Source organism: Kitasatospora sp. SUK 42, from assembly GCF_015776785.2.
Lineage (GTDB): Bacteria > Actinomycetota > Actinomycetes > Streptomycetales > Streptomycetaceae > Kitasatospora.
Genome location: NZ_LFMD02000007.1, coordinates 341,444 through 359,167, shown reverse-complemented (window position 1 = coordinate 359,167; position 17,724 = coordinate 341,444). Strand labels below are relative to the sequence as shown.

Below are 17,724 nucleotides of genomic sequence, written 5' to 3'. Positions count from 1 at the left end.
GGCCCGTCGACCGGCGGGCCTCGACGCACGAGTTGAGGACCGGGGTTGAGCAAGCTCTCCAAGGCGCCGAAGGCGTCCAAGGATCCTGAGGGGCGGATGGCCCTCGCCGATCACCTGCGGGAACTGCGCAACCGCGTGGTCAAGTCGGTCCTGGCGATCGTGCTGATCACCATCGTGGCGGCGATCTTCCACAAGCAGATCGAGACCTTCCTGCTGCAGCCGCTGCCCTCCTGCACCAAGGAGACCGCGGGCCAGTACCACGGGAAGTGCGCGCAGGTCTCCACCATCGGTCTGACCTCCGGTTTCACCTGGATGCTCAAGGTCGCGCTGACGACCGGCGTGGTCGGAGCGGTGCCGGTGTGGCTGTGGCAGGTGTGGGCGTTCGTGGCGCCCGGTCTGCACCGGCACGAGAAGAAGTACACGGTGATCTTCGCGATCTGCGGAGCGCCGCTGTTCCTGGCCGGTGTGGCCTGCGCCTTCCTGCTGCTGCCGACCACCGTCCAGGTCCTGATCTCGTTCACCCCGGACCAGACCACGCCGATCCTGCCGCCCGACGACTACTTCGACATCGCCACCCGGATGGTGCTGGTCTTCGGCCTCGCCTTCGAGTTCCCGCTGCTGCTGGTGATGCTGAACATGGTCGGCATCGTCTCCGGCAAGCGGCTGCTCGGCTGGTGGCGCGGCATGATCATGGGCATCACGGTGTTCGCGGCCTTCGCCACGCCGAGCGCCGACCCGCTGAGCATGCTGGCGCTGGCCGCGCCGATCTGGGGGCTGTACTTCATCGCGGTGGCCATCGCGTTGTTCAACGACCGGCGCAAGCGGCGCAAGAACCCCGACGCCGACCTGGACGACGAGGAGGCCTCGCACGTGGACCTCTCCGTGCAGCCGGTGGCCGGGGCCGAGATGGTCCAGGCCTCGTCGGCTCCGGCGGCGGGTGCGCCGGTGCCGGCCACGCGCGCGGAGCAGATGGACGACATCACCTGAGCCGACAGCACCCCGTGAAGCCCCGACCCTCCGCCCCGAGCGGAGGGCCGGGGCTTTCGCCGTTCCGGATGCTCTTGGCAGGGTCGATGGAATGTGACATATTACTGGCGTGCTGATGAACCCGAGCCCTCCCCTGGACGTCGTCGTGGTCGGCGCCGGAGTGGTCGGCGCCGCCTGCGCCTACTACGCCGCCCGCGCCGGCCTCGCCGTCGCCGTCGTCGACCGTGGGCCCGTCGCCGGGGGCACCACCGGTGCGGGCGAGGGCAACCTGCTGGTCTCCGACAAGGAGCCCGGGCCCGAGCTCGACCTCGCGCTGCTCAGCACCCGGCTCTGGCGCGAGCTCGCCGAGCGGTTCGGCCCGGCCATGGAGTACGAGGCCAAGGGCGGCGTGGTGGTCTCGGCCACCCCCGACGGGCAGCGGGCCCTGCGGGCCTTCGCCGCCACGCAGGCCGCCGTCGGGGTCGACGCCGAGGAGGTCCCGGCCGAGCGGCTGCGCGAACTGGAGCCGCACCTCGCCCCCGGACTGGCCGGCGGCTTCCACTACCCGCAGGACGCCCAGGTCCAGCCCGCCCTCGCCGCCGCCCACCTGCTGCGCGAGGCCCGCCGGATGGGCGCCGGGCTGATCACCGGCGAGACCGTGACGGCCATCGACCGGGGCCCGGACGGCGCGGTGCGCGGCGTACGGACCGACCGGCGCCGGCTGGCCGCGCCCGCCGTGATCAACGCGGCCGGCACCTGGGGCGGCGAGCTGGCCGCGCTGGCCGGGGTGCACCTGCCGGTGCTGCCGCGGCGCGGCTTCGTCCTGGTCACCGAGCCGCTGCCGCGGATCGTCCGGCACAAGGTCTACGCCGCCGACTACGTGGCCGACGTGGCCAGCGGCTCGGCCGCGTTGCAGACCTCCGCCGTGGTCGAGGGCACCCCGGGCGGGCCGGTGCTGATCGGGGCCAGCCGGGAGCGGGTCGGCTTCGACCGCACCCTGTCCCAGGAGGTGCTGCGCCGGCTGGCCGCCCAGGCCGCGGAGCTGTTCCCGGTGCTCGCCGACGTCGCCGTGCTGCGCGCCTACCGGGGCTTCCGCCCGTACCTGCCGGACCACCTGCCGGCCATCGGGGCCGACCCCCGGGTGCCCGGGCTCCACCACGCCTGCGGGCACGAGGGGGCCGGGATCGGTCTGGCGCCGGCCACCGGGCTGCTCATCAGCGAGCAGCTGACCGGGAAGCGGCCGGAACTGGACCTCACGCCCTTCCGCGCGGACCGGTTCCCGGCCGCCTGAGACCACCCGCTCCTCAGTGAGACCACCCGCCCCGTGAGACCGCCCGCCGGATTGGAGACACCGCCGATGCGCCGCCGTACCCCCGCCGACCTGGTCGAGGCCAGGCCCGGGCCCGCCCACCACATCGAGTTCGACGGACGGTCCGTACCCGCCCTGCCCGGGCAGTCGATCGCCGCCGCGCTCTGGGCCGACGGCGTGCTCGCCTGGCGCACCACCCGGATCGGCGGGCGCCCGCGCGGGGCGTTCTGCGGGATCGGCTCCTGCTTCGACTGCCTGGCGACCGTGGACGGCCGCCCCAACCAGCGCACCTGCCTGCTGCCCGCCGAGCCGGGCACCGTCGTCACCACCCAGGAGGGCCACGGCCGTGCCGACCTCGCCGTCTGAGCCGCTTCCGTACGACCTCGCGGTGGTCGGCGCCGGGCCCGCCGGGCTGGCCGCCGCCGTCACCGCCGCCGAACTCGGGCTGCGCTGCGTCCTGCTGGACGGCGGGCACAGCACGGGCGGGCAGTACTACCGCCACCCGGCGCCCGGTCTGGGCGCGGCCCGGCCGGACCGGCTGCACCACGGCTGGTCCGTCTACGCCGGGCTGGCCGAGCGGCTGAGCGCCGCCGAGCGGGCCGAGTTCCGGGCCGGTCACCAGGTCTGGGCGCTGGAGCGGACCGGGGACGGCTTCGCGGTGCACGCCACCCGGGGGCCGGAGGCCGCCGACCGGGTCACCCTCCGGGCCCGGACGGTGCTGCTCGCCGCCGGGGCGTACGAGCGGCAGCTGCCCTTCCCAGGCTGGACCCTGCCCGGGGTGGTCACCGCGGGCGGCGCGCAGGCGATGCTCAAGGCCGGGCTGGTGCTGCCCGGGCGGCGGATCGTGGTGGCCGGCAGCGGGCCGCTGCTGCTCGCGGCCGCCTCCTCGCTGGTCACCGCCGGGGCGGACGTTCCGGCGGTGGTCGAGGCGACGAACTACCTCGGGTACGCCCGGCGCCCCGGCGTGCTGGCGGCCGTCCCCGCCAAGCTGGTCGAGGGCGCCGGGCACGGGAGCGCGCTGTTGCGGCACGGTGTGCGGCTGAGGCCGCGCAGCGCCGTCGTGGAGGCGCACGGCACGGACCGGGTCACCGCGGTCACGGTCGCCCGGCTGGATGCCGAGTGGCGGCCGCTGCCCGGCACCGAGCGGCGGATCGACTGCGACGCGCTCGCCGTCGGTCACGGGCTGCTGCCGCAGATCGACCTGGCCACCGAGCTGGGCGCGGACACCGTCACCGGGCCGGACGGCGCGGTCGCGCTGAAGGTCGACGCCCGGCTGCGCACCTCGGTGCCCGGCCTGTGGTCGGCGGGGGAGACCAACGGCGTCGGCGGCGCGGACCTCGCCATCGCGGAGGGCGAGCTGGCCGGGCACGCGATCGCCGGGGCCCTGCCACGGGCCGCGCTGCTGCGCCGCCGGGCGCGGCTGCGCTCCTTCGCCGACGTGATGGCCGCCGCCCACCGGCCCGGCCCCGGGTGGACCGGGTGGCTGCGCCCCGACACCGACGTCTGCCGGTGCGAGGAGGTGCCGGTGGCGAAGGTCCGGGAGGCGGTGGAGGAACTGGGCGCGGGCGATCCCCGCACCGTCAAGCTGCTCACCCGGGCCGGGATGGGCTGGTGCCAGGGCCGGATGTGCGGTCCGGCCGTGGCCTGTCTGTCCGGCTCGGGTGAGCCGGGGCCGGACCGGCGGCCGTTCGGCTGCCCGGTCCCGCTCTCCCAGCTGGCCGCCGGCTCCGCCGCCGCCGCGGGGGAGTAGGAACACCCGCCGAAAGCGTGGGCCGGGGACTCTTGTCTCCGGCCTGTCCCTTCTAATAAAATGTCACACCTCACCAAGGAGCGCATCGTGTCCATCACCCCCCGCGACACCACCCGTCCCTGGCGCGGCATCATGGTCGCCACCACGATCCCGCTGCGCCCGGACCTCTCCGTCGACTACGACGCCTACGCCGAGCACGTCCGCTGGCTGATCGAGTCCGGCTGTGACGGCGTCGTCCCCAACGGCTCGCTGGGCGAGTACCAGACGCTCACCGCCGAGGAGCGCGCCCGGATCGTGGAGGTCGCGATCGAGGCGGCCGGCGACGGCGCCCGGGTCATGCCCGGGGTGGCCGCGTACGGCGGCGCCGAGTCCCGCCGCTGGGCCGAGCAGGCCGCCGAGGCCGGAGCGGGCTCCGTCCTGCTGCTGCCGCCGAACGCCTACCGGGCCGACCACGACTCGGTGCGCGCGCACTACGCCGAGGTCGCCAAGGCTGGTGTGCCGGTCGTCGCGTACAACAACCCGATCGACACCAAGGTCGACCTCGTTCCCACGCTGCTCGCCCAGCTCCACGGCGAGGGCTCGATCGTGGCCGTCAAGGAGTTCAGCGGCGACGTCCGCCGGGCGTACGAGATCGCGGAGCTGGCCCCCGGGCTGGACCTGCTGATCGGCGCCGACGACGTGCTGCTGGAGCTGGCGCTGGCCGGTGCCGTCGGCTGGATCGCCGGATACCCGAACGCCCTGCCCGAGGCCTCGGTGGCGCTCTACGACGCCGCCGTCTCCCAGGACCTGGAGACCGCGCTGCCGCTGTACAAGTCGCTGCACTCGCTGCTGCGCTGGGACTCCAAGACCGAGTTCGTGCAGGCCATCAAGCTCTCCATGGACATCGCCGGCCGCCCCGGCGGTCCGGTCCGGGCGCCGCGCCTGCCGCTCACCCCCGAGGTCGAGGCGGCCGTGCGGGCCGCCACCGAGAAGGCGCTGGCCGAGGGGCTCGCGTAACCGTCGTCGATCCGGCCGGCTGTGACGACAGCCGGCCCCAAGCCACCGTTTCGTCAAGGGAGTTGTGAGCCATGCGCAGCCGTCACGTGTTCCACGCCGTCGACTCGCACACCGAGGGCATGCCGACCCGGGTGATCACCGGCGGCTTCGGGGTCATCCCCGGCGCCACCATGGCCGAGCGCCGGGTGCACTTCCAGCAGCACCTGGACCACTTCCGCACCCTGCTGATGTACGAGCCGCGCGGCCACGCCGCGATGAGCGGTGCCATCCTGCAGCCGCCGACCCGGCCGGACGCCGACTTCGGCGTGCTCTTCATCGAGGTCTCCGGGCTGCTGCCGATGTGCGGGCACGGCACCATCGGCGTCGCCACGGTGCTGGTCGAGACCGGCATGGTGCCGGTGGTCGAGCCGGTCACCACCGTGCGGCTGGACACGCCCGCCGGGCTGGTGGTCGCCGAGGTGCGGGTCGAGGACGGCGCCGCCAAGGCCGTGACCATCCGCAACGTGCCCGCCTACTCCGTCGCGCTGGACCGCAAGATCGAGGTGCCCGGCTACGGCACCATCGGCTACGACCTCGCGTACGGCGGCAACTTCTACGCCATCCTGCCGCTCGCCGAGTTCGGGCTGCCGTTCGAGCGGGAGCGCAAGCAGGAGATCCTGAACGCGGGCCTCGCCCTGATGGACGCCATCAACACGGGCCCCGACCGCCCGGTGCACCCGGAGAACCCGTCCATCCACAGCTGTCACCACGTGCAGCTGCTCGCCCCCGGCTCCACCGCCGAGCACTCCCGGCACGCGATGGCCATCCACCCCGGCTGGTTCGACCGCTCGCCCTGCGGCACCGGCACCTCGGCGCGGATGGCGCAGCTGCACGCCCGCGGCGAGCTCCCGCTCGGGCGGGACTTCCGCAACGACTCCTTCATCGGGACGACCTTCACCGGGCGGCTGGTCGGGGAGACCGAGGTCGCCGGGCACCCGGCCGTGGTTCCCACCGTCACCGGACGGGCCTGGGTCACCGGCACCGCCCAGTACTTCCTCGACCCGAGCGACCCGTTCCCGGCCGGGTTCCTGCTGTAGCGCCGGGTGAACTCTTCGAAAGGCTGGTAGTCGTGACCATCACCTCGTACAACCCCGCCGACCCGACCGACCTCGTGGTCGCCGTCGAGGAGCCCGGCGCCGAGGCCGTCCGGGCCGCCGTCGGGCGCGCCCGGGCCGCGCAGGGCGAGTGGCTGGCGGCCGGCGCCGGCGCCCGCTCGGCGGCGCTGGGCCGGATCGCCGAGGCGGTCGAGGCGCACGCGGAGGAGCTGGCCGCGCTGATCGTGCGCGAGGTCGGCAAGCCGCTCGCCGAGGCGCGCGGGGAGGTCGCGCGGACGGCGGCGATCTGGCGGTACTACGCGCAGGCGCCGTACGCGCCGTCCGGGGCGGTGCACGAGACCGCGGCCGGGCCCGGGCTGCTGCTCACCCGGCGCCGCCCGTACGGGGTGGCCGGGCTGATCACGCCGTGGAACTTCCCGCTGGCGATCCCGACCTGGAAGGCCGCGCCGGCCCTGGCGGTCGGGAACACGGTGGTGCTCAAGCCCGCGCCCGAGGCGACCGCCTGCGCGCTGCGGCTCGCCGAACTGGCCCAGCTGCCGGCCGAGGTGTTCACCGTGCTGCCGGGCGGGGCGGAGGAGGGCTCCGCGCTGGTGGACGCGGTGGACGTGGTGTCCTTCACCGGCTCGACCGGCGTCGGGCGGGCCGTGGTGCGCGCCGCCACCGAGCGCGGGGTGCCGGTGCAGGCCGAACTCGGCGGGCTGAACGCCGCGTTGGTGCTGCCGGACGCCGACATCGCGCTGGCCGCCGCCCACATCGCCGCCGCCGTCGCCGGGTACGCCGGGCAGAAGTGCACCGCCACCAGCCGGGTGATCGCGGTCGGTGCGGCTCATGAGCCGCTGCGGGAGGCGCTGGTCAAGGCGCTGGCGGCGGTGGACGACACGGTCTGCGGGCCGGTGGTCAACGCCGCCGCGCGCGAGCGGCTGACGGCGGCGGTGGCCTCGGCCGTCGAGGCCGGGGCGAGCGTGCTCACCGGCGGCGGGGTGCCCGAGCGGGCCGGCTGGTTCATCGAACCGACCCTGCTCGCCGACGTTCCGGCCGAACACCCGCTGGCCCGCGAGGAGTTCTTCGGGCCGGTCGCGGTGCTGCACGCCGCGGCCGACCTGGACGCGGCGATCGCGCTCGCCAACGACACCCCGCACAGCCTCGCCACCTCGGTGCACACCCGCAGCCTGGACGTGGCGCTGGCCGCCGCCGACCGGCTGGACGCGGGCATGGTCCGGGTCAACGCCCCCTCCAGCGGCGTCGACTTCCACCTGCCCTTCGGCGGCACCAAGGGCGCGAGCCACGGCGAACGCGAACAGGGCCAGGCCGCACTGGACTTCTACACGGTCGGCCGGACCGTCAGCGTCCTGCCGGGCGGGGGGCTGTGATGGACGTCCGCACCGTCGACTACCACACGGCCGGCGAGCCGTTCCGGATCGTGCTGGACGGCGTCCCCGCGATCCCCGGCGACACCGTCGCCGAGCGCCGGGCCATCGCGATCGGCGCGGGCGGCAGCGCGACCGCGCCCCGGCCGTCCGAGCTGGACACCGTCCGTCAACTCCTCGTCCGGGAACCCCGCGGCCACGCCGGGATGTACGGCGGCTTCCTCGTTCCCCCGGACGACGACGAGGCGCACCTGGGCGTGCTGTTCTGGCACAAGGACGGCTACTCGACGGCCTGCGGGCACGGCACCATCGCGCTCGGCGCGTGGGCGGTGGACTCCGGGCTCGTCGCGGCCCCCGAGGACGGCGTGGCGCGGGTGCGGATCGACGTGCCGTCGGGGCGGGTCACCGCCCTGGTGCACCGGGCCGACGGGCGCACCACCGGGGTGACCTTCCGCAACGTGCCCAGCCGGGTGAGCGCGCTCAAGCTGCCGGTCACCACCTCGCGCGGCACCGTCGAGGTCGCGGTGGCGCACTCCGGCGCCTGCTACGCCTCGGTGCCGGCGGCGGCCCTCGGGCTCGCCGTGGAGCCCCGACTGCTGCCGGAACTCACCGCGGTGGGGCGGGAGATCAGGGAGCTGCTCGCCGACTCGGAGGCGGTGGCGCACCCGACGGACGCCCGGCTGTCCGGCGTCTACGGGGTGGTGCTGTACGACGAACTCCCCTCCGTGGGACGGTGGTTGAACCAGCGGAACGTCACCGTCTTCGCCGACGGGCAGATCGACCGCTCGCCCTGCGGCTCCGGCACCTCGGCCCGCCTCACGGTGCTCGCCGCCGAGGGGCGGCTCGCGCCGGGGCAGGAGCTGCGGCACGAGTCCGTCATCGGCACGGTGTTCACCGGCCGGGTGCTCGCCGGCGGCGACCCGCTGGGCGAGGGCGTCGTCACGGAGGTGACGGGGACGGCCCACCGCACCGGGGAGCACGCCTTCGTGCTGGAACCCGCGGACGAGCTGGGAACGGGGTTCCTGCTGTGACCGGCTCCGTACTGCCCGGTGCGGCGGCTGAGCCGCTCCAGTGCACCGTGCCGGGGGTCGGCGGGGTCGGGCCCGCCGACGCGGTGCGGGCGATCGAGCGGGTGCTGCTGGACGGGTTCGACCCGGAAGCCGCACCCGCCCGGTCGGCCGTACCGGTGCCCGCCGGGGAACTGCTGCTGATGCCGGCCGCCGCCGGGCCGTACGCGGGCGTCAAGATCGCCGGGGTGGCGCCGGCCAACCCGGAGCGGGGACTGCCCCGGATCACCGGCAGCTACCTGCTGCTGGACGGCCCCACCCTGCTGCCGGTGGCCGTGCTGGACGGCGCGGCCCTCACGGCCCTGCGCACGCCCGCCGTGACGGCGGCGGCGCTGGCGCGGCTCGCGGCGCCGGAGGCCGGGCACCTGGTGGTGTTCGGCTCCGGGCCGCAGGCGTACGGGCACCTGGACGCGCTGCTGGCCGTCCGGCCGTTGCGCCGGCTCACCGTGGTGGCGCGCGACGCCGAACGGGCGGAGACGCTCGCGGCGTACGGGCGGGGGCTCGGGCTGGCGGCCTCGGTGGGGGCGCCGGAGGCCGTGGCCGAGGCGGACCTGGTGGTCTGTTGCACCACCGCGCGGACGCCGCTGTTCGACGGCGCGCTGGTGCCCGGGCACGCGGCCGTCGCGGCGGTCGGCTCGCACGAGCCGGATGCCCGCGAGGTGGACGCGGCGCTGGTCGGGCGGGCCGAGCTGTACGTGGAGGCGCGCTCGGTCGCGCGGCGCGAGGCCGGGGACCTGATCATGGCGGGCGTGGGCGGACGGCAGGTGTGGAACCTGGCCGAGCTGGTGCGTGGCGACGCGCTGGTGCCCTCCGGGCGGCCGCGCTTCTTCAAGAGCGTCGGGATGGCCTGGGAGGACCTGGCGGTCGCGGCGGAGGTGTACGAGAGCTCCCGGCGCCGGTCGCGGTAGCGGGCGGTCCCGCGGCCGTCGTTCGGGTGGCCGTCGTTCGGGCGGCCGTCGTACAGCGGATTCGGCCCGCCGCGTCCGTTACCCCGGGCTGTGGTCGGGAGTTGTGGAGCTGGAGCCGGCGTGGCGGGACGGGATCCCCTGCCGCGCCGGCTCCTTCGCGTTTCCGGTTCCGTGTCGGCGTTCTTCGGCGTCCGGTCAGGGGCGGTAGGTGGAGAGCAGTCGGGCCAGGTGTCGGCCGGAGGCGTGCAACGGTTCCTCGCTGCGGGCGAGTTGGGCGGCGAGTTCGGCGCCCTCCAGGGTGCTGATGACGGTGCCGGCCAGTTCGCGGGAGTCCTCGGGGCCGATGCCGGCGGCGCGCAGCCGCTCCTCGACGATGGCCCGCCAGTTGGCGAAGGCCTCGGCCACGGCCTGCTCGATCACCGGGGCGCGGCCGACCGTCTCCAGGGCGGTGCTGGTGATCGGGCAGCCGTCCTGCCAGTCGGAGGCGCGCAGTTCGCGGGCGAGCAGCGTGGTGCAGGCGGTGACCGCCTCGGCCAGGTCCTCGGAGGAGCCCAGCCCGGCGCGCAGCAGCACGGCGAACTCCTCGTCGCCGTGCCGGATGGCCTCGGCCGCCAACTCCTGCTTCCCGCCGGGGAAGAAGTGGTAGACGGAGCCGAGGGTGGCTTCGGCCTCGCGGGAGATCTGCTTGATCCCGGTGCCCTCGTACCCCTGGCGTTGCAGCAGGCGGGAGGTGGCGCGGACGATCCGCTCGCGGGTGCCGGTGGTGGGCTTCTCGGCGGATTTCACGGCGGTCTTCACGGGGCGATCCTATCCGATCAACTGAATAGAGCGCTCGTTCCAGTTGCTGTGCTAGCGTCGCTCCCGGCTCTAGGTAGAGCGTTCGTTCTAGGGGATGGGTAGGCGCATGTCTGTCGAGCGGCAGGAATCGAAGGCGTCCGTGACGGTGATCGGGCTCGGCCCGATGGGGCGGGCCATGGCGGGGGCGTTCCTGGACGCCGGGTACGCCGTCACGGTGTGGAACCGTACGGCCGGCAGGGCGGACGAACTCGTCGCCCGGGGAGCGGAGTCGGCGCCGAGCGCCGAGGCGGCGGTGGCGGCCAACGACTTGGTGGTGCTCAGCCTCACCGACTACGACGCGGTGTTCGCCGTACTGGAGTCGGTGGAGTCGGTGCTGGCCGGCAAGGTGATCGCGAACCTCAGCTCCGACACTCCCGCGCGGGCCCGGGAGGCGGCGCGGTGGCTCGCCGAGCGCGGGGCCGGACAGCTGACGGGCGGGGTGCAGGTGCCGCCCTCGGGCATCGGCAGCCCGGAGTCCTCGACCTTCTACAGCGGGCCGGTCGAGCTGTTCCGGCGGCACCGGGCCGCCCTGGAGGTGCTGACCGGGGCCGACTACCGGGGCGACGACCCCGGGCTGGCGCAGCTGTACTACCAGATCCAGATGGACCTGTTCTGGTCCTCGATGGGTGGCTACGTGCACGCCATGGCCGTCGCCGAGGCCAACGGGATCTCGGCCGAGGAGTTCAGGCCGTACGCCGTCGCCACCGCCTCGCTGATGCCGGGGATGATCGAGTTCTTCGCGCCGAGGATCGCGGTCGGGAACCACGGCGGGGACGTCGACCGGTTGGCGATGGTGCACGCCAGCATCGAGCACGTCCGGCACACCGCCGAGGCCTCCGGTGTGGACGGCGCGCTGCTGGCCGTCCTGTCCGAGGCGGTCGGCCGCGCCGTCGCGGCCGGAGACGGCGCGGCGAGCCTGACCACGATGGTGGAGCGCTTCCGCCGCGCGTAGGCGCGTCCCGCAGATCGTGTGCCGTCGGCCGTTGTCACGGCCGACGGCCGCTGCCACCATGGGCGTTGGCGTTTGACGGGGTGTTCACATCGCGGACTGTTGCACACTCAACGTAACGTGACATTGTACGCTGGTGTTCTGCACCCACCGGAGGAACACCATGGCCGACCTCAAAGCCCGCACCCTGATCTCCGTACAGGAGCGGCTCCGCGACCAGGTTGCCCACGCGCTCCGGGCGGCCCTGATCTCCGGCGAACTGCGCCCCGGGGTGGTGTACTCCGCGCCCGCACTCGCCGCCGACTTCGGCGTCTCGGCGACCCCGGTGCGCGAGGCGATGCTCGACCTCGCGCGCGAGGGCCTGGTCGAGGCCGTCCGCAACAAGGGCTTCCGGGTCACCGAGCTCACCGAGCGCGACCTCGACGACTACACCGAGATCCGCGCCCTGATCGAGGTCCCGACGGTGGGCCGGGTGACCCGCACGGCCACCAAGGAGCAGCTGGAGCGGCTGCGCCCCCAGGCCGAGGCGATCGTCGCGGCGGCGCGCAAGCACGACCTGATCGGCTACCTGGACGCGGACCGGCAGTTCCACCTCGACCTGCTGGCGCTGGCCGGCAACGCCCGGCTGGTCGACGTGGTCGGCGACCTGCGGAAGCGCTCCCGGCTGTACGGGCTCACCCGGCTCGACGAGCAGGGCCAGCTGGTGTCCTCGGCGGAGGAGCACCTGGAGCTGCTGGACCTGATGATCTCCGGCGACGCCCCGGCGGCCGAGGCCTGCATGACCCGGCACCTGAGCCACGTGCGCTCGCTGTGGGCGGGCCAGGAGGAGCCCGAGCCCGAGGCCCCGGCCCGACGGGTGCGGGCCCGGTAGGGGGCTGAACCACTCGTTCGGGTGAGAACTGAGGATCGCGTGCAGGGAGGCGCTCGCGTTCTACGATGATGCTCTCGACATCGGCAGCCAGGAGGAAATCCATGTCCGCCGCAGCAGTGGAAGAGCCCTTCGAGCAGATGACGCTGCTTGAAGCCTCGGAGCTGATCTCCAAGCAGCTCGTGGGGCACCGGGTCGAGATCATCGGAGGCCAGATCACCGTGACGCCACCTCCCGACGGGCCCCACGGGGAAACGCTCACCGACATCACGATCCCGCTGTGGTCGGCAGGGCTTCACGGCGATGCGTCCCGAGTGATCCAAGCGATCGGTTTGTGGCTGCCGGGAGGTCCGTTCGATTACGCGATCCCGGATCTGTCGGTTGTCGACGCTGATTACCAGGACCACCTGATCGAGCACAATTGCTACGACCCGACGGTCTTTCGGCTGGTGGTGGAGGTCACGTCTTCCAACCATCTCTCGGACACGAAGGTCAAGCCCGGGATCTATGCCGACGCCGGAGTGCCCGTTTACCTGATCGTTGACCGCAAGAATCTGAAGGTCATGGTGCTGACCGAGCCGCAGGACGGTGAGTACCGGGTGCACGCCGTCCACCACCCCGGGCAGTCGTTCACACTGCCGGAGTCGATTGGCGCGTCAGTGACGCTCGCGGTGGACGACTTGCTCCGCGTCAAGAAGTAGCCTCACACCGCCGCGGGCAGCGTCAGCCTGCCGTCGTGGACTTCGGCGATCTGGTCGACGGCCGTCAGGTGGGTGCGGTCGTGGGTGACCAGGACGGTGGCCGTCGCCCGACGGTGGGTGAGGTCGGTGATCAGGTCCAGGACCGCCGCGCCGCGTTCGTGGTCGAGGGCGCTGGTGGGTTCGTCCACGAGCAGGACCGTCGGGTCGTTCATCAGCGCGCGGGCGATGTTGACCCGCTGGCGCTGCCCGCCGGAGAGCTGGTGCGGGCGGCGGGCGGCCTGGTCGCGCAGGCCGACGGCGTCCAGGAGCTCCAGGGCGCGGGGGAGTGCGGAGCGGGGGGAGCGGCCGTCGAGGTGGGCCATCACCTGGAGCTGTTCCACGGCGGTGAGCGAGGGCAGCAGGTTGGCCTGCTGGAAGACGATGCCGATCCTGGCGCGGCGCAGCGCGGTGAGTTCGGCGCGGCTGAGCCCGGCGGTGTCGGTGCCGTCGATGACCACCTGCCCGGAGTCCGGGCTGATCAGGGTGGCCGCCACGGCGAGCAGGCTGGACTTGCCGGAGCCGGAGGGGCCGACCACCGCGGTGAGCGAGCCCTTGGGGACGGTCAGGGAGACCTCGTCCAGTGCGGTGAGCCGGCCGTCGCCGTCCGGGTAGGTCAGGGTGACGCGGTCGAGGGTCAGGGTCATCGGGCGCTCCCGAGGGCGGTCAGCGGGTCGACGGAGGTGATCCGGCGGATGGACAGGGCCGCGCCGACCGCGCCGAGGGCGATCATGACGACGGCGGGCAGCAGCAGGGTCGGGGCGTCCAGGACGAAGGGGACGGCGGAGCCGATCAGCGAGCCGGCGCCCAGCGCGATCGCCGTCCCGACGGCCGTACCGAGCACCAGCAGCAGCACCGCCTGGCCGAGGGCGTCGCGCAGCAGGTAGCGGGTGGAGGCGCCGAGGGCCTTGAGGACCGCGATGTCGCCGCTGCGCTGGATCGTCCAGACGGTGAAGAAGGCGCCGATGACCAGCGCGGAGATGGCGAACAGGAAGCCGCGCATCAGCTGGAGGGAGCCGTTCTCGGAGGTGTAGGAGCCGATCGCGGCGAGGGCGTCGTCGCGGGTGCGGGTCTCGGTGCCGAGACGGGTGTCGGCGGCTCCCAGGTCGGCGCCCTTGGCGGTGTGGAGGGCGATGACGGTGGCGTGGCCGGCGCCGCCCGGGGCGAACTGCTGCCAGTCGGTGAGGCTGGTCCAGATCACCGGGGTGTGGCTGTACGCGGCGTCGCCCTCGACGGCGGCCACGGTCAGGTGGTGCCCGGCGAGGGTGAAGTCGGCGCCGGGGGCGAGGTGGCCCAGGTTCTCGGCGGCGGTCCTGGACAGGACGGCCTGGCCGGGGGCGATCCGGGATCCCTGCGGGGCCAGGTCGGAGCCGTCCGGGACGCCGAAGGCGGAGAGGGCGGCGGTACGGGTGCCCGCCGCGGCCTTGGTGGTGGTGATGCCGAGCGGCTGGGCGGAGGTGACGCCGGGCTCGCGGGCCCAGGCCTGCCACTGCCCGGGGGTGACCTGGGAGTCGGTGAAGGAGAGCTTCTGTCCGTCGGCGGGCTTGGAGAACACCAGGTGGTCGGCGGGCAGGCCGGTGATCGCTGAGATGTTCTGCCGGCCGAGCCCGGCGGTCAGGCCGGACAGCAGGCCGACCAGGACGGTGATCAGCACGATGACGGTTCCCATCAGGGCGAACCGCCCCTTGGCGAACCCCAGATCCCTCCAGGCGACGAACACGGTGGGCCTTCCTCTGCACAGGTGTTTTCCGACACTCCCACCGTCGCCGAGCAGGGGGCCCCGGGGCATCGCGCCGGAGATTGCTTCCTGGGCATCAAAGGGCAGAGCCCGAGTTCAACCTTTTGATTGATGCGTTTCCGGGCGCGGAACTTACGCTGGAGGGATGGCGACCGAACGATCCCGTACCACCCCCGTCGCCCGCGTCCTCCAGGTCTGCCTGCACCTGCTCGTGGCGGGCCTGCTGCTGCTCGCCGTCGCCCGGGCCGCCTTCGGCGGGCACGGGTACGGCGATCCGGCCGCCGTCGCCGCCGCGGCCTCCGCGATGGCCGCCGCCTACGCCGCCGGGCCGCGGCTGGCCGTCGTCCGCACCTCCCGCCGGGGCGCCGCGCTCTGGATGGCGCTGCTCGGCGTCACCTGGGCGGGCCTGCTGGTCGCCACCCAGGACGGGGTGTGGCTGGCGTTCCCGCTGTACTTCCTGGAGCTGCACCTGCTCGGGCGGCGCACCGGGCTGGTCGCCGTCGGGCTGACGGCCGCGGCCGCGATCGCCGCGTGGTCCTGGCACCAGCACAGCTTCAGCTTCGCCGCCTCGATCGGGCCCGCGCTCGGCGCGGCCGTCGCCACCGCCACCGTGCTCGGCTACCAGGCGCTGTACCGGGAGAGCGAGGAGCGGCGCCGGCTGATCGACGAGCTGACCGCCGCCCGCGCCGACCTCGCCGCCGCGCACCACGAGGCCGGGGTGCTGGCCGAGCGGGAGCGGCTGGCCCGGGAGATCCACGACACCCTCGCGCAGGGCCTCAGCTCCATCCAGCTGCTGCTGCGGGCGGCCCAGCGGGCGCTGCCGGAACGCACCGAGGCCGCCGCCGGGTACGTCGAGCAGGCGCGGCAGGCCGCGCAGGACAACCTGGACGAGGCCCGGCGGTTCGTCCGCGAGCTCACCCCGCCGGCGCTGGACGGCGATTCGCTGCCGGTCGCGCTGGAGCGGCTGTGCGCGACCACCACGGCGCAGAGCGCGCTCCCGGTGAAGCTGCACGTCTCCGGGGACCCGGTACGGCTGCCGGCCGCGCAGGAGGTCGCGCTGCTGCGGATCGCGCAGTCCGCGCTCGGCAACACGGTGCGGCACGCCGAGGCCTCGCGGGCCGAGGTGACACTCAGCTACATGGAGGGCGAGGTGGCGTTGGACGTGTTCGACGACGGGGCCGGGTTCGACCCGGCGGCGGTCGCGGGCCGCACCGGCGGGGACGGCGGCTTCGGGCTGCCCACGATGCGGGCCCGGGCCGCGGCGCTCGGCGGCGGCTTCACGGTGGAGTCCGCGCCCGGGCAGGGGACGGCGCTGGCGGTGCAGCTGCCGGTGCAGCCGCCGGTCACCGAGGTGGCGCCGTGATCCGCCTGCTGATCGCCGACGACCACCCGGTGGTGCGGGCCGGGCTGCGGGCGGTGCTGGAGTGCGAGCCGGACTTCGCCATCGTGGCGGAGGCGGCGACGGCCGAGCGGGCCGTCGAGCTGGCGGCGGAGCCCGGGGTGGACGTGGTGCTCATGGACCTCCAGTTCGGGCCCGGCTCGGCGATGAACGGGGCGCAGGCCACGGCGGCGATCACCGCCCGGGCGGGCGCGCCGCGGGTGCTGGTGGTCACCACGTACGACACCGACGCGGACACCCTGCCGGCCCTGGAGGCCGGGGCCACCGGGTACCTGCTGAAGGACGCGCCGCCGGAGGAGCTCGCCCAGGCGGTGCGGGCGGCCGCGGCGGGGCGCAGCGCGCTGGCGCCGAGCGTCGCGGACCGGCTGCTGGAGCGGATGCGGGCGCCCGCGGCGGCGCTCAGCGCGCGGGAGACCGAGGTGCTGGGGCTGGTCGCGGACGGGCTGACGAACCAGCAGATCAGCCAGCGGCTGCACCTGAGCCAGGCGACGGTGAAGTCGCACCTGGTGCACATCTACACCAAGTTGGCGGTCGACTCGCGTACGGCGGCGGTGCGCGAGGCGCGCGGGCGAGGGCTGATCCGCTGACGGGCGCGGGCTGATCCGCCGAGCGTAGGCTGGGGGCGTTCCGTGCCCGTCGCAGTGTGAGGAGCGGCCCCGATGACCCTTCGTCTCGACGAGCTCGCCGTACCGGTGATCGGTGCCCCGATGGCGGGTGGGCCGACGACGCCGGAGCTGGTGGCCGCGGTGAACCGGGCCGGCGGGCTGGGGTTCCTGGCCGCCGGGTACCGCACCGCCGGGTGGATGTCCGAACAGATCGCGCTGGTGCGGAAGTTGACCGACCGGCCGTACGGGGTGAACCTCTTCGTCCCGTCCCCGCCCGGGGACCGGGCGGCCGTCTCGGCCTACCGGGAGCGGCTGCGGCCGGAGGCCGAGCGGTGGGGCGTGGCGCTGCCGGAGGAGATCGGGCCGGACCGGGACGACTGGGAGGCCAAGCTCGCCGCGCTGCTCGCGGACCCGGTGCCGGTGGTCTCGTACACCTTCGGGCTGCCGACGGCCGAGGAGGCGGCGGCGCTGCGGGCGGTGGGGACGCTGCAGGTCGGGACGGTCACCACGCCGGAGGAGGCGCGGGCGGCGGAGGCGGTCGGGATGGACGCGCTGGGCGTGCAGGGCCCGGAGGCGGGCGGGCACCGCGGCACCCACCGGGTCGCGGACGCGCCGGGGGAGCTGCCGCTGCTCGAACTGCTGGCCGCCGTAAGGGCGGTGACGCCGCTGCCGCTGATCGCCGCGGGCGGACTGGGCGACGGTGCGGCGATCGCGGCGGCGCTGCGGGCCGGGGCGGTCGCGGTGCAGCTGGGGACGGCGCTGCTGCGCTCCGACGAGTCCGGCGCCTCGGCCGCCCACCGGGCCGCGCTCACCGAACTGCCGGAGACGGCCGTCACCCGTGCCTTCACCGGCCGACCGGCCCGCGGCCTGCGCAACGCCTTCATGGACCGCCACGGCCCGTACGCCCCGCCCGCCTACCCCGAGGTCCACCACCTCACCGCCCCCCTGCGGGCCGCCGCCACCCGCCGCGCCGACACCGACGCCATGCACCTCTGGGCCGGCACCGCCCACCGCCTGGCCCGCACGGGCCCGGCGGAGCGCATCGTCACGGAGCTGTGGAGGGGAGCGAGGGGGTAGCGCGTTGGGGGCGTGCAAGCCTGGGTGTGTTGTCGCTCGCGGGAGTGGATTGGGCGG

18 protein-coding genes are annotated in these 17,724 nt (G+C 74.5%); 15 read left to right on the top strand and 3 right to left on the bottom strand.

Annotation, left to right across the window (positions count from 1 at the left end; all coding sequences use genetic code 11):
• Positions 1–96: 96 nt before the first annotated feature.
• From tatC to RZ50_RS23250, 9 genes are all read left to right on the top strand, one after another.
• Positions 97–987: a twin-arginine translocase subunit TatC gene (tatC, locus tag RZ50_RS23290; RefSeq protein ID WP_196946842.1), complete on the top strand. Its 891-nt coding sequence runs from the start codon at positions 97–99 to the stop codon at positions 985–987.
• Between the two features lie 115 nt (positions 988–1,102).
• Complete coding sequence (locus RZ50_RS23285) at positions 1,103–2,257, top strand: FAD-binding oxidoreductase (protein ID WP_196946843.1); 1,155 nt, start codon at positions 1,103–1,105, stop codon at positions 2,255–2,257.
• Between the two features lie 66 nt (positions 2,258–2,323).
• A complete protein-coding gene (locus tag RZ50_RS23280; protein WP_196946784.1) occupies positions 2,324–2,641 on the top strand; it encodes a (2Fe-2S)-binding protein in 318 nt (105 codons plus the stop codon).
• Positions 2,622–4,025, top strand: a complete 1,404-nt coding sequence (locus RZ50_RS23275) for an NAD(P)/FAD-dependent oxidoreductase (RefSeq protein ID WP_196946785.1) — start codon at positions 2,622–2,624, stop codon at positions 4,023–4,025. The genes RZ50_RS23280 and RZ50_RS23275 overlap by 20 nt, the downstream gene beginning before the upstream one ends.
• 132 nt (positions 4,026–4,157) lie before the next feature.
• Positions 4,158–5,021 carry a dihydrodipicolinate synthase family protein gene (locus RZ50_RS23270; RefSeq protein ID WP_254803147.1) on the top strand — a complete coding sequence of 288 codons (864 nt, stop codon included), beginning with the start codon at positions 4,158–4,160 and terminating at the stop codon, positions 5,019–5,021.
• Positions 5,022–5,092: 71 nt separating this feature from the next.
• The gene (locus RZ50_RS23265) at positions 5,093–6,097 is read left to right on the top strand and encodes a proline racemase family protein (protein ID WP_196946787.1); all 1,005 of its coding nucleotides are present in this window, start codon (positions 5,093–5,095) and stop codon (positions 6,095–6,097) included.
• A 32-nt stretch (positions 6,098–6,129) separates the two neighbouring features.
• Positions 6,130–7,485: an aldehyde dehydrogenase family protein gene (locus RZ50_RS23260; RefSeq protein ID WP_308272104.1), complete on the top strand. Its 1,356-nt coding sequence runs from the start codon at positions 6,130–6,132 to the stop codon at positions 7,483–7,485.
• A complete protein-coding gene (locus tag RZ50_RS23255) occupies positions 7,485–8,513 on the top strand; it encodes a proline racemase family protein (protein WP_196946788.1) in 1,029 nt (342 codons plus the stop codon). Before RZ50_RS23260 ends, RZ50_RS23255 begins: the two co-directional genes overlap by 1 nt.
• A complete protein-coding gene (locus RZ50_RS23250; RefSeq protein WP_308272101.1) occupies positions 8,510–9,457 on the top strand; it encodes an ornithine cyclodeaminase family protein in 948 nt (315 codons plus the stop codon). Before RZ50_RS23255 ends, RZ50_RS23250 begins: the two co-directional genes overlap by 4 nt.
• Before the next feature lie 195 nt (positions 9,458–9,652).
• Here RZ50_RS23250 and RZ50_RS23245 read toward each other — a convergent pair whose 3' ends face one another.
• The gene (locus tag RZ50_RS23245) at positions 9,653–10,255 is read right to left on the bottom strand and encodes a TetR/AcrR family transcriptional regulator (protein ID WP_308272099.1); all 603 of its coding nucleotides are present in this window, start codon (positions 10,253–10,255) and stop codon (positions 9,653–9,655) included.
• A 106-nt stretch (positions 10,256–10,361) separates the two neighbouring features.
• On the opposite strand from RZ50_RS23245, the gene RZ50_RS23240 reads away from it, so the two are divergent.
• The 3 genes from RZ50_RS23240 (at position 10,362) to RZ50_RS23230 (ending at position 12,812) form a co-directional block, all read left to right on the top strand.
• Positions 10,362–11,246 carry an NAD(P)-dependent oxidoreductase gene (locus RZ50_RS23240; protein WP_196946789.1) on the top strand — a complete coding sequence of 295 codons (885 nt, stop codon included), beginning with the start codon at positions 10,362–10,364 and terminating at the stop codon, positions 11,244–11,246.
• A gap of 160 nt (positions 11,247–11,406) precedes the next feature.
• A complete protein-coding gene (locus RZ50_RS23235) occupies positions 11,407–12,114 on the top strand; it encodes a GntR family transcriptional regulator (protein ID WP_196946790.1) in 708 nt (235 codons plus the stop codon).
• A 101-nt stretch (positions 12,115–12,215) separates the two neighbouring features.
• Positions 12,216–12,812 (top strand): Uma2 family endonuclease, encoded by a 597-nt coding sequence (locus tag RZ50_RS23230; protein WP_196946791.1) that lies wholly within the window; start codon positions 12,216–12,218, stop codon positions 12,810–12,812.
• A 2-nt stretch (positions 12,813–12,814) separates the two neighbouring features.
• Here the strand turns inward: RZ50_RS23230 and RZ50_RS23225 are convergent, their stop codons facing one another.
• Together RZ50_RS23225 and RZ50_RS23220 are read right to left on the bottom strand one after the other, a co-directional pair.
• The gene (locus RZ50_RS23225; protein ID WP_196946792.1) at positions 12,815–13,495 is read right to left on the bottom strand and encodes an ABC transporter ATP-binding protein; all 681 of its coding nucleotides are present in this window, start codon (positions 13,493–13,495) and stop codon (positions 12,815–12,817) included.
• On the bottom strand, positions 13,492–14,568 hold the full coding sequence (locus RZ50_RS23220) for an ABC transporter permease (protein WP_196946793.1): 1,077 nt from the start codon (positions 14,566–14,568) through the stop codon (positions 13,492–13,494). Before RZ50_RS23220 ends, RZ50_RS23225 begins: the two co-directional genes overlap by 4 nt.
• 163 nt (positions 14,569–14,731) lie before the next feature.
• Between RZ50_RS23220 and RZ50_RS23215 the strand changes: the two genes are divergently transcribed.
• The 3 genes from RZ50_RS23215 (at position 14,732) to RZ50_RS23205 (ending at position 17,667) form a co-directional block, all read left to right on the top strand.
• Positions 14,732–15,949: a sensor histidine kinase gene (locus RZ50_RS23215; protein WP_196946794.1), complete on the top strand. Its 1,218-nt coding sequence runs from the start codon at positions 14,732–14,734 to the stop codon at positions 15,947–15,949.
• Positions 15,946–16,572, top strand: a complete 627-nt coding sequence (locus RZ50_RS23210) for a response regulator transcription factor (RefSeq protein ID WP_196946795.1) — start codon at positions 15,946–15,948, stop codon at positions 16,570–16,572. Before RZ50_RS23215 ends, RZ50_RS23210 begins: the two co-directional genes overlap by 4 nt.
• A 72-nt stretch (positions 16,573–16,644) precedes the next feature.
• Complete coding sequence (locus tag RZ50_RS23205; RefSeq protein WP_196946796.1) at positions 16,645–17,667, top strand: nitronate monooxygenase; 1,023 nt, start codon at positions 16,645–16,647, stop codon at positions 17,665–17,667.
• The last annotated feature ends 57 nt before the right edge of the window (positions 17,668–17,724 follow it).

Bases quoted from the DNA above. Each gene is read 5' to 3' on its own strand.
- tatC (WP_196946842.1), top strand. From the start codon at position 97: ATGGCCCTCGCCGATCACCTGCGGGAACTGCGCAACCGCGTGGTCAAG.
- RZ50_RS23285 (WP_196946843.1), top strand. From the start codon at position 1,103: ATGAACCCGAGCCCTCCCCTGGACGTCGTCGTGGTCGGCGCCGGAGTG.
- RZ50_RS23280 (WP_196946784.1), top strand. From the start codon at position 2,324: ATGCGCCGCCGTACCCCCGCCGACCTGGTCGAGGCCAGGCCCGGGCCC.
- RZ50_RS23270 (WP_254803147.1), top strand. From the start codon at position 4,158: ATGGTCGCCACCACGATCCCGCTGCGCCCGGACCTCTCCGTCGACTAC.
- RZ50_RS23265 (WP_196946787.1), top strand. From the start codon at position 5,093: ATGCGCAGCCGTCACGTGTTCCACGCCGTCGACTCGCACACCGAGGGC.
- RZ50_RS23255 (WP_196946788.1), top strand. From the start codon at position 7,485: ATGGACGTCCGCACCGTCGACTACCACACGGCCGGCGAGCCGTTCCGG.
- RZ50_RS23240 (WP_196946789.1), top strand. From the start codon at position 10,362: ATGTCTGTCGAGCGGCAGGAATCGAAGGCGTCCGTGACGGTGATCGGG.
- RZ50_RS23235 (WP_196946790.1), top strand. From the start codon at position 11,407: ATGGCCGACCTCAAAGCCCGCACCCTGATCTCCGTACAGGAGCGGCTC.
- RZ50_RS23230 (WP_196946791.1), top strand. From the start codon at position 12,216: ATGTCCGCCGCAGCAGTGGAAGAGCCCTTCGAGCAGATGACGCTGCTT.
- RZ50_RS23225 (WP_196946792.1), bottom strand. From the start codon at position 13,495: ATGACCCTGACCCTCGACCGCGTCACCCTGACCTACCCGGACGGCGAC.
- RZ50_RS23215 (WP_196946794.1), top strand. From the start codon at position 14,732: ATGGCGACCGAACGATCCCGTACCACCCCCGTCGCCCGCGTCCTCCAG.
- RZ50_RS23205 (WP_196946796.1), top strand. From the start codon at position 16,645: ATGACCCTTCGTCTCGACGAGCTCGCCGTACCGGTGATCGGTGCCCCG.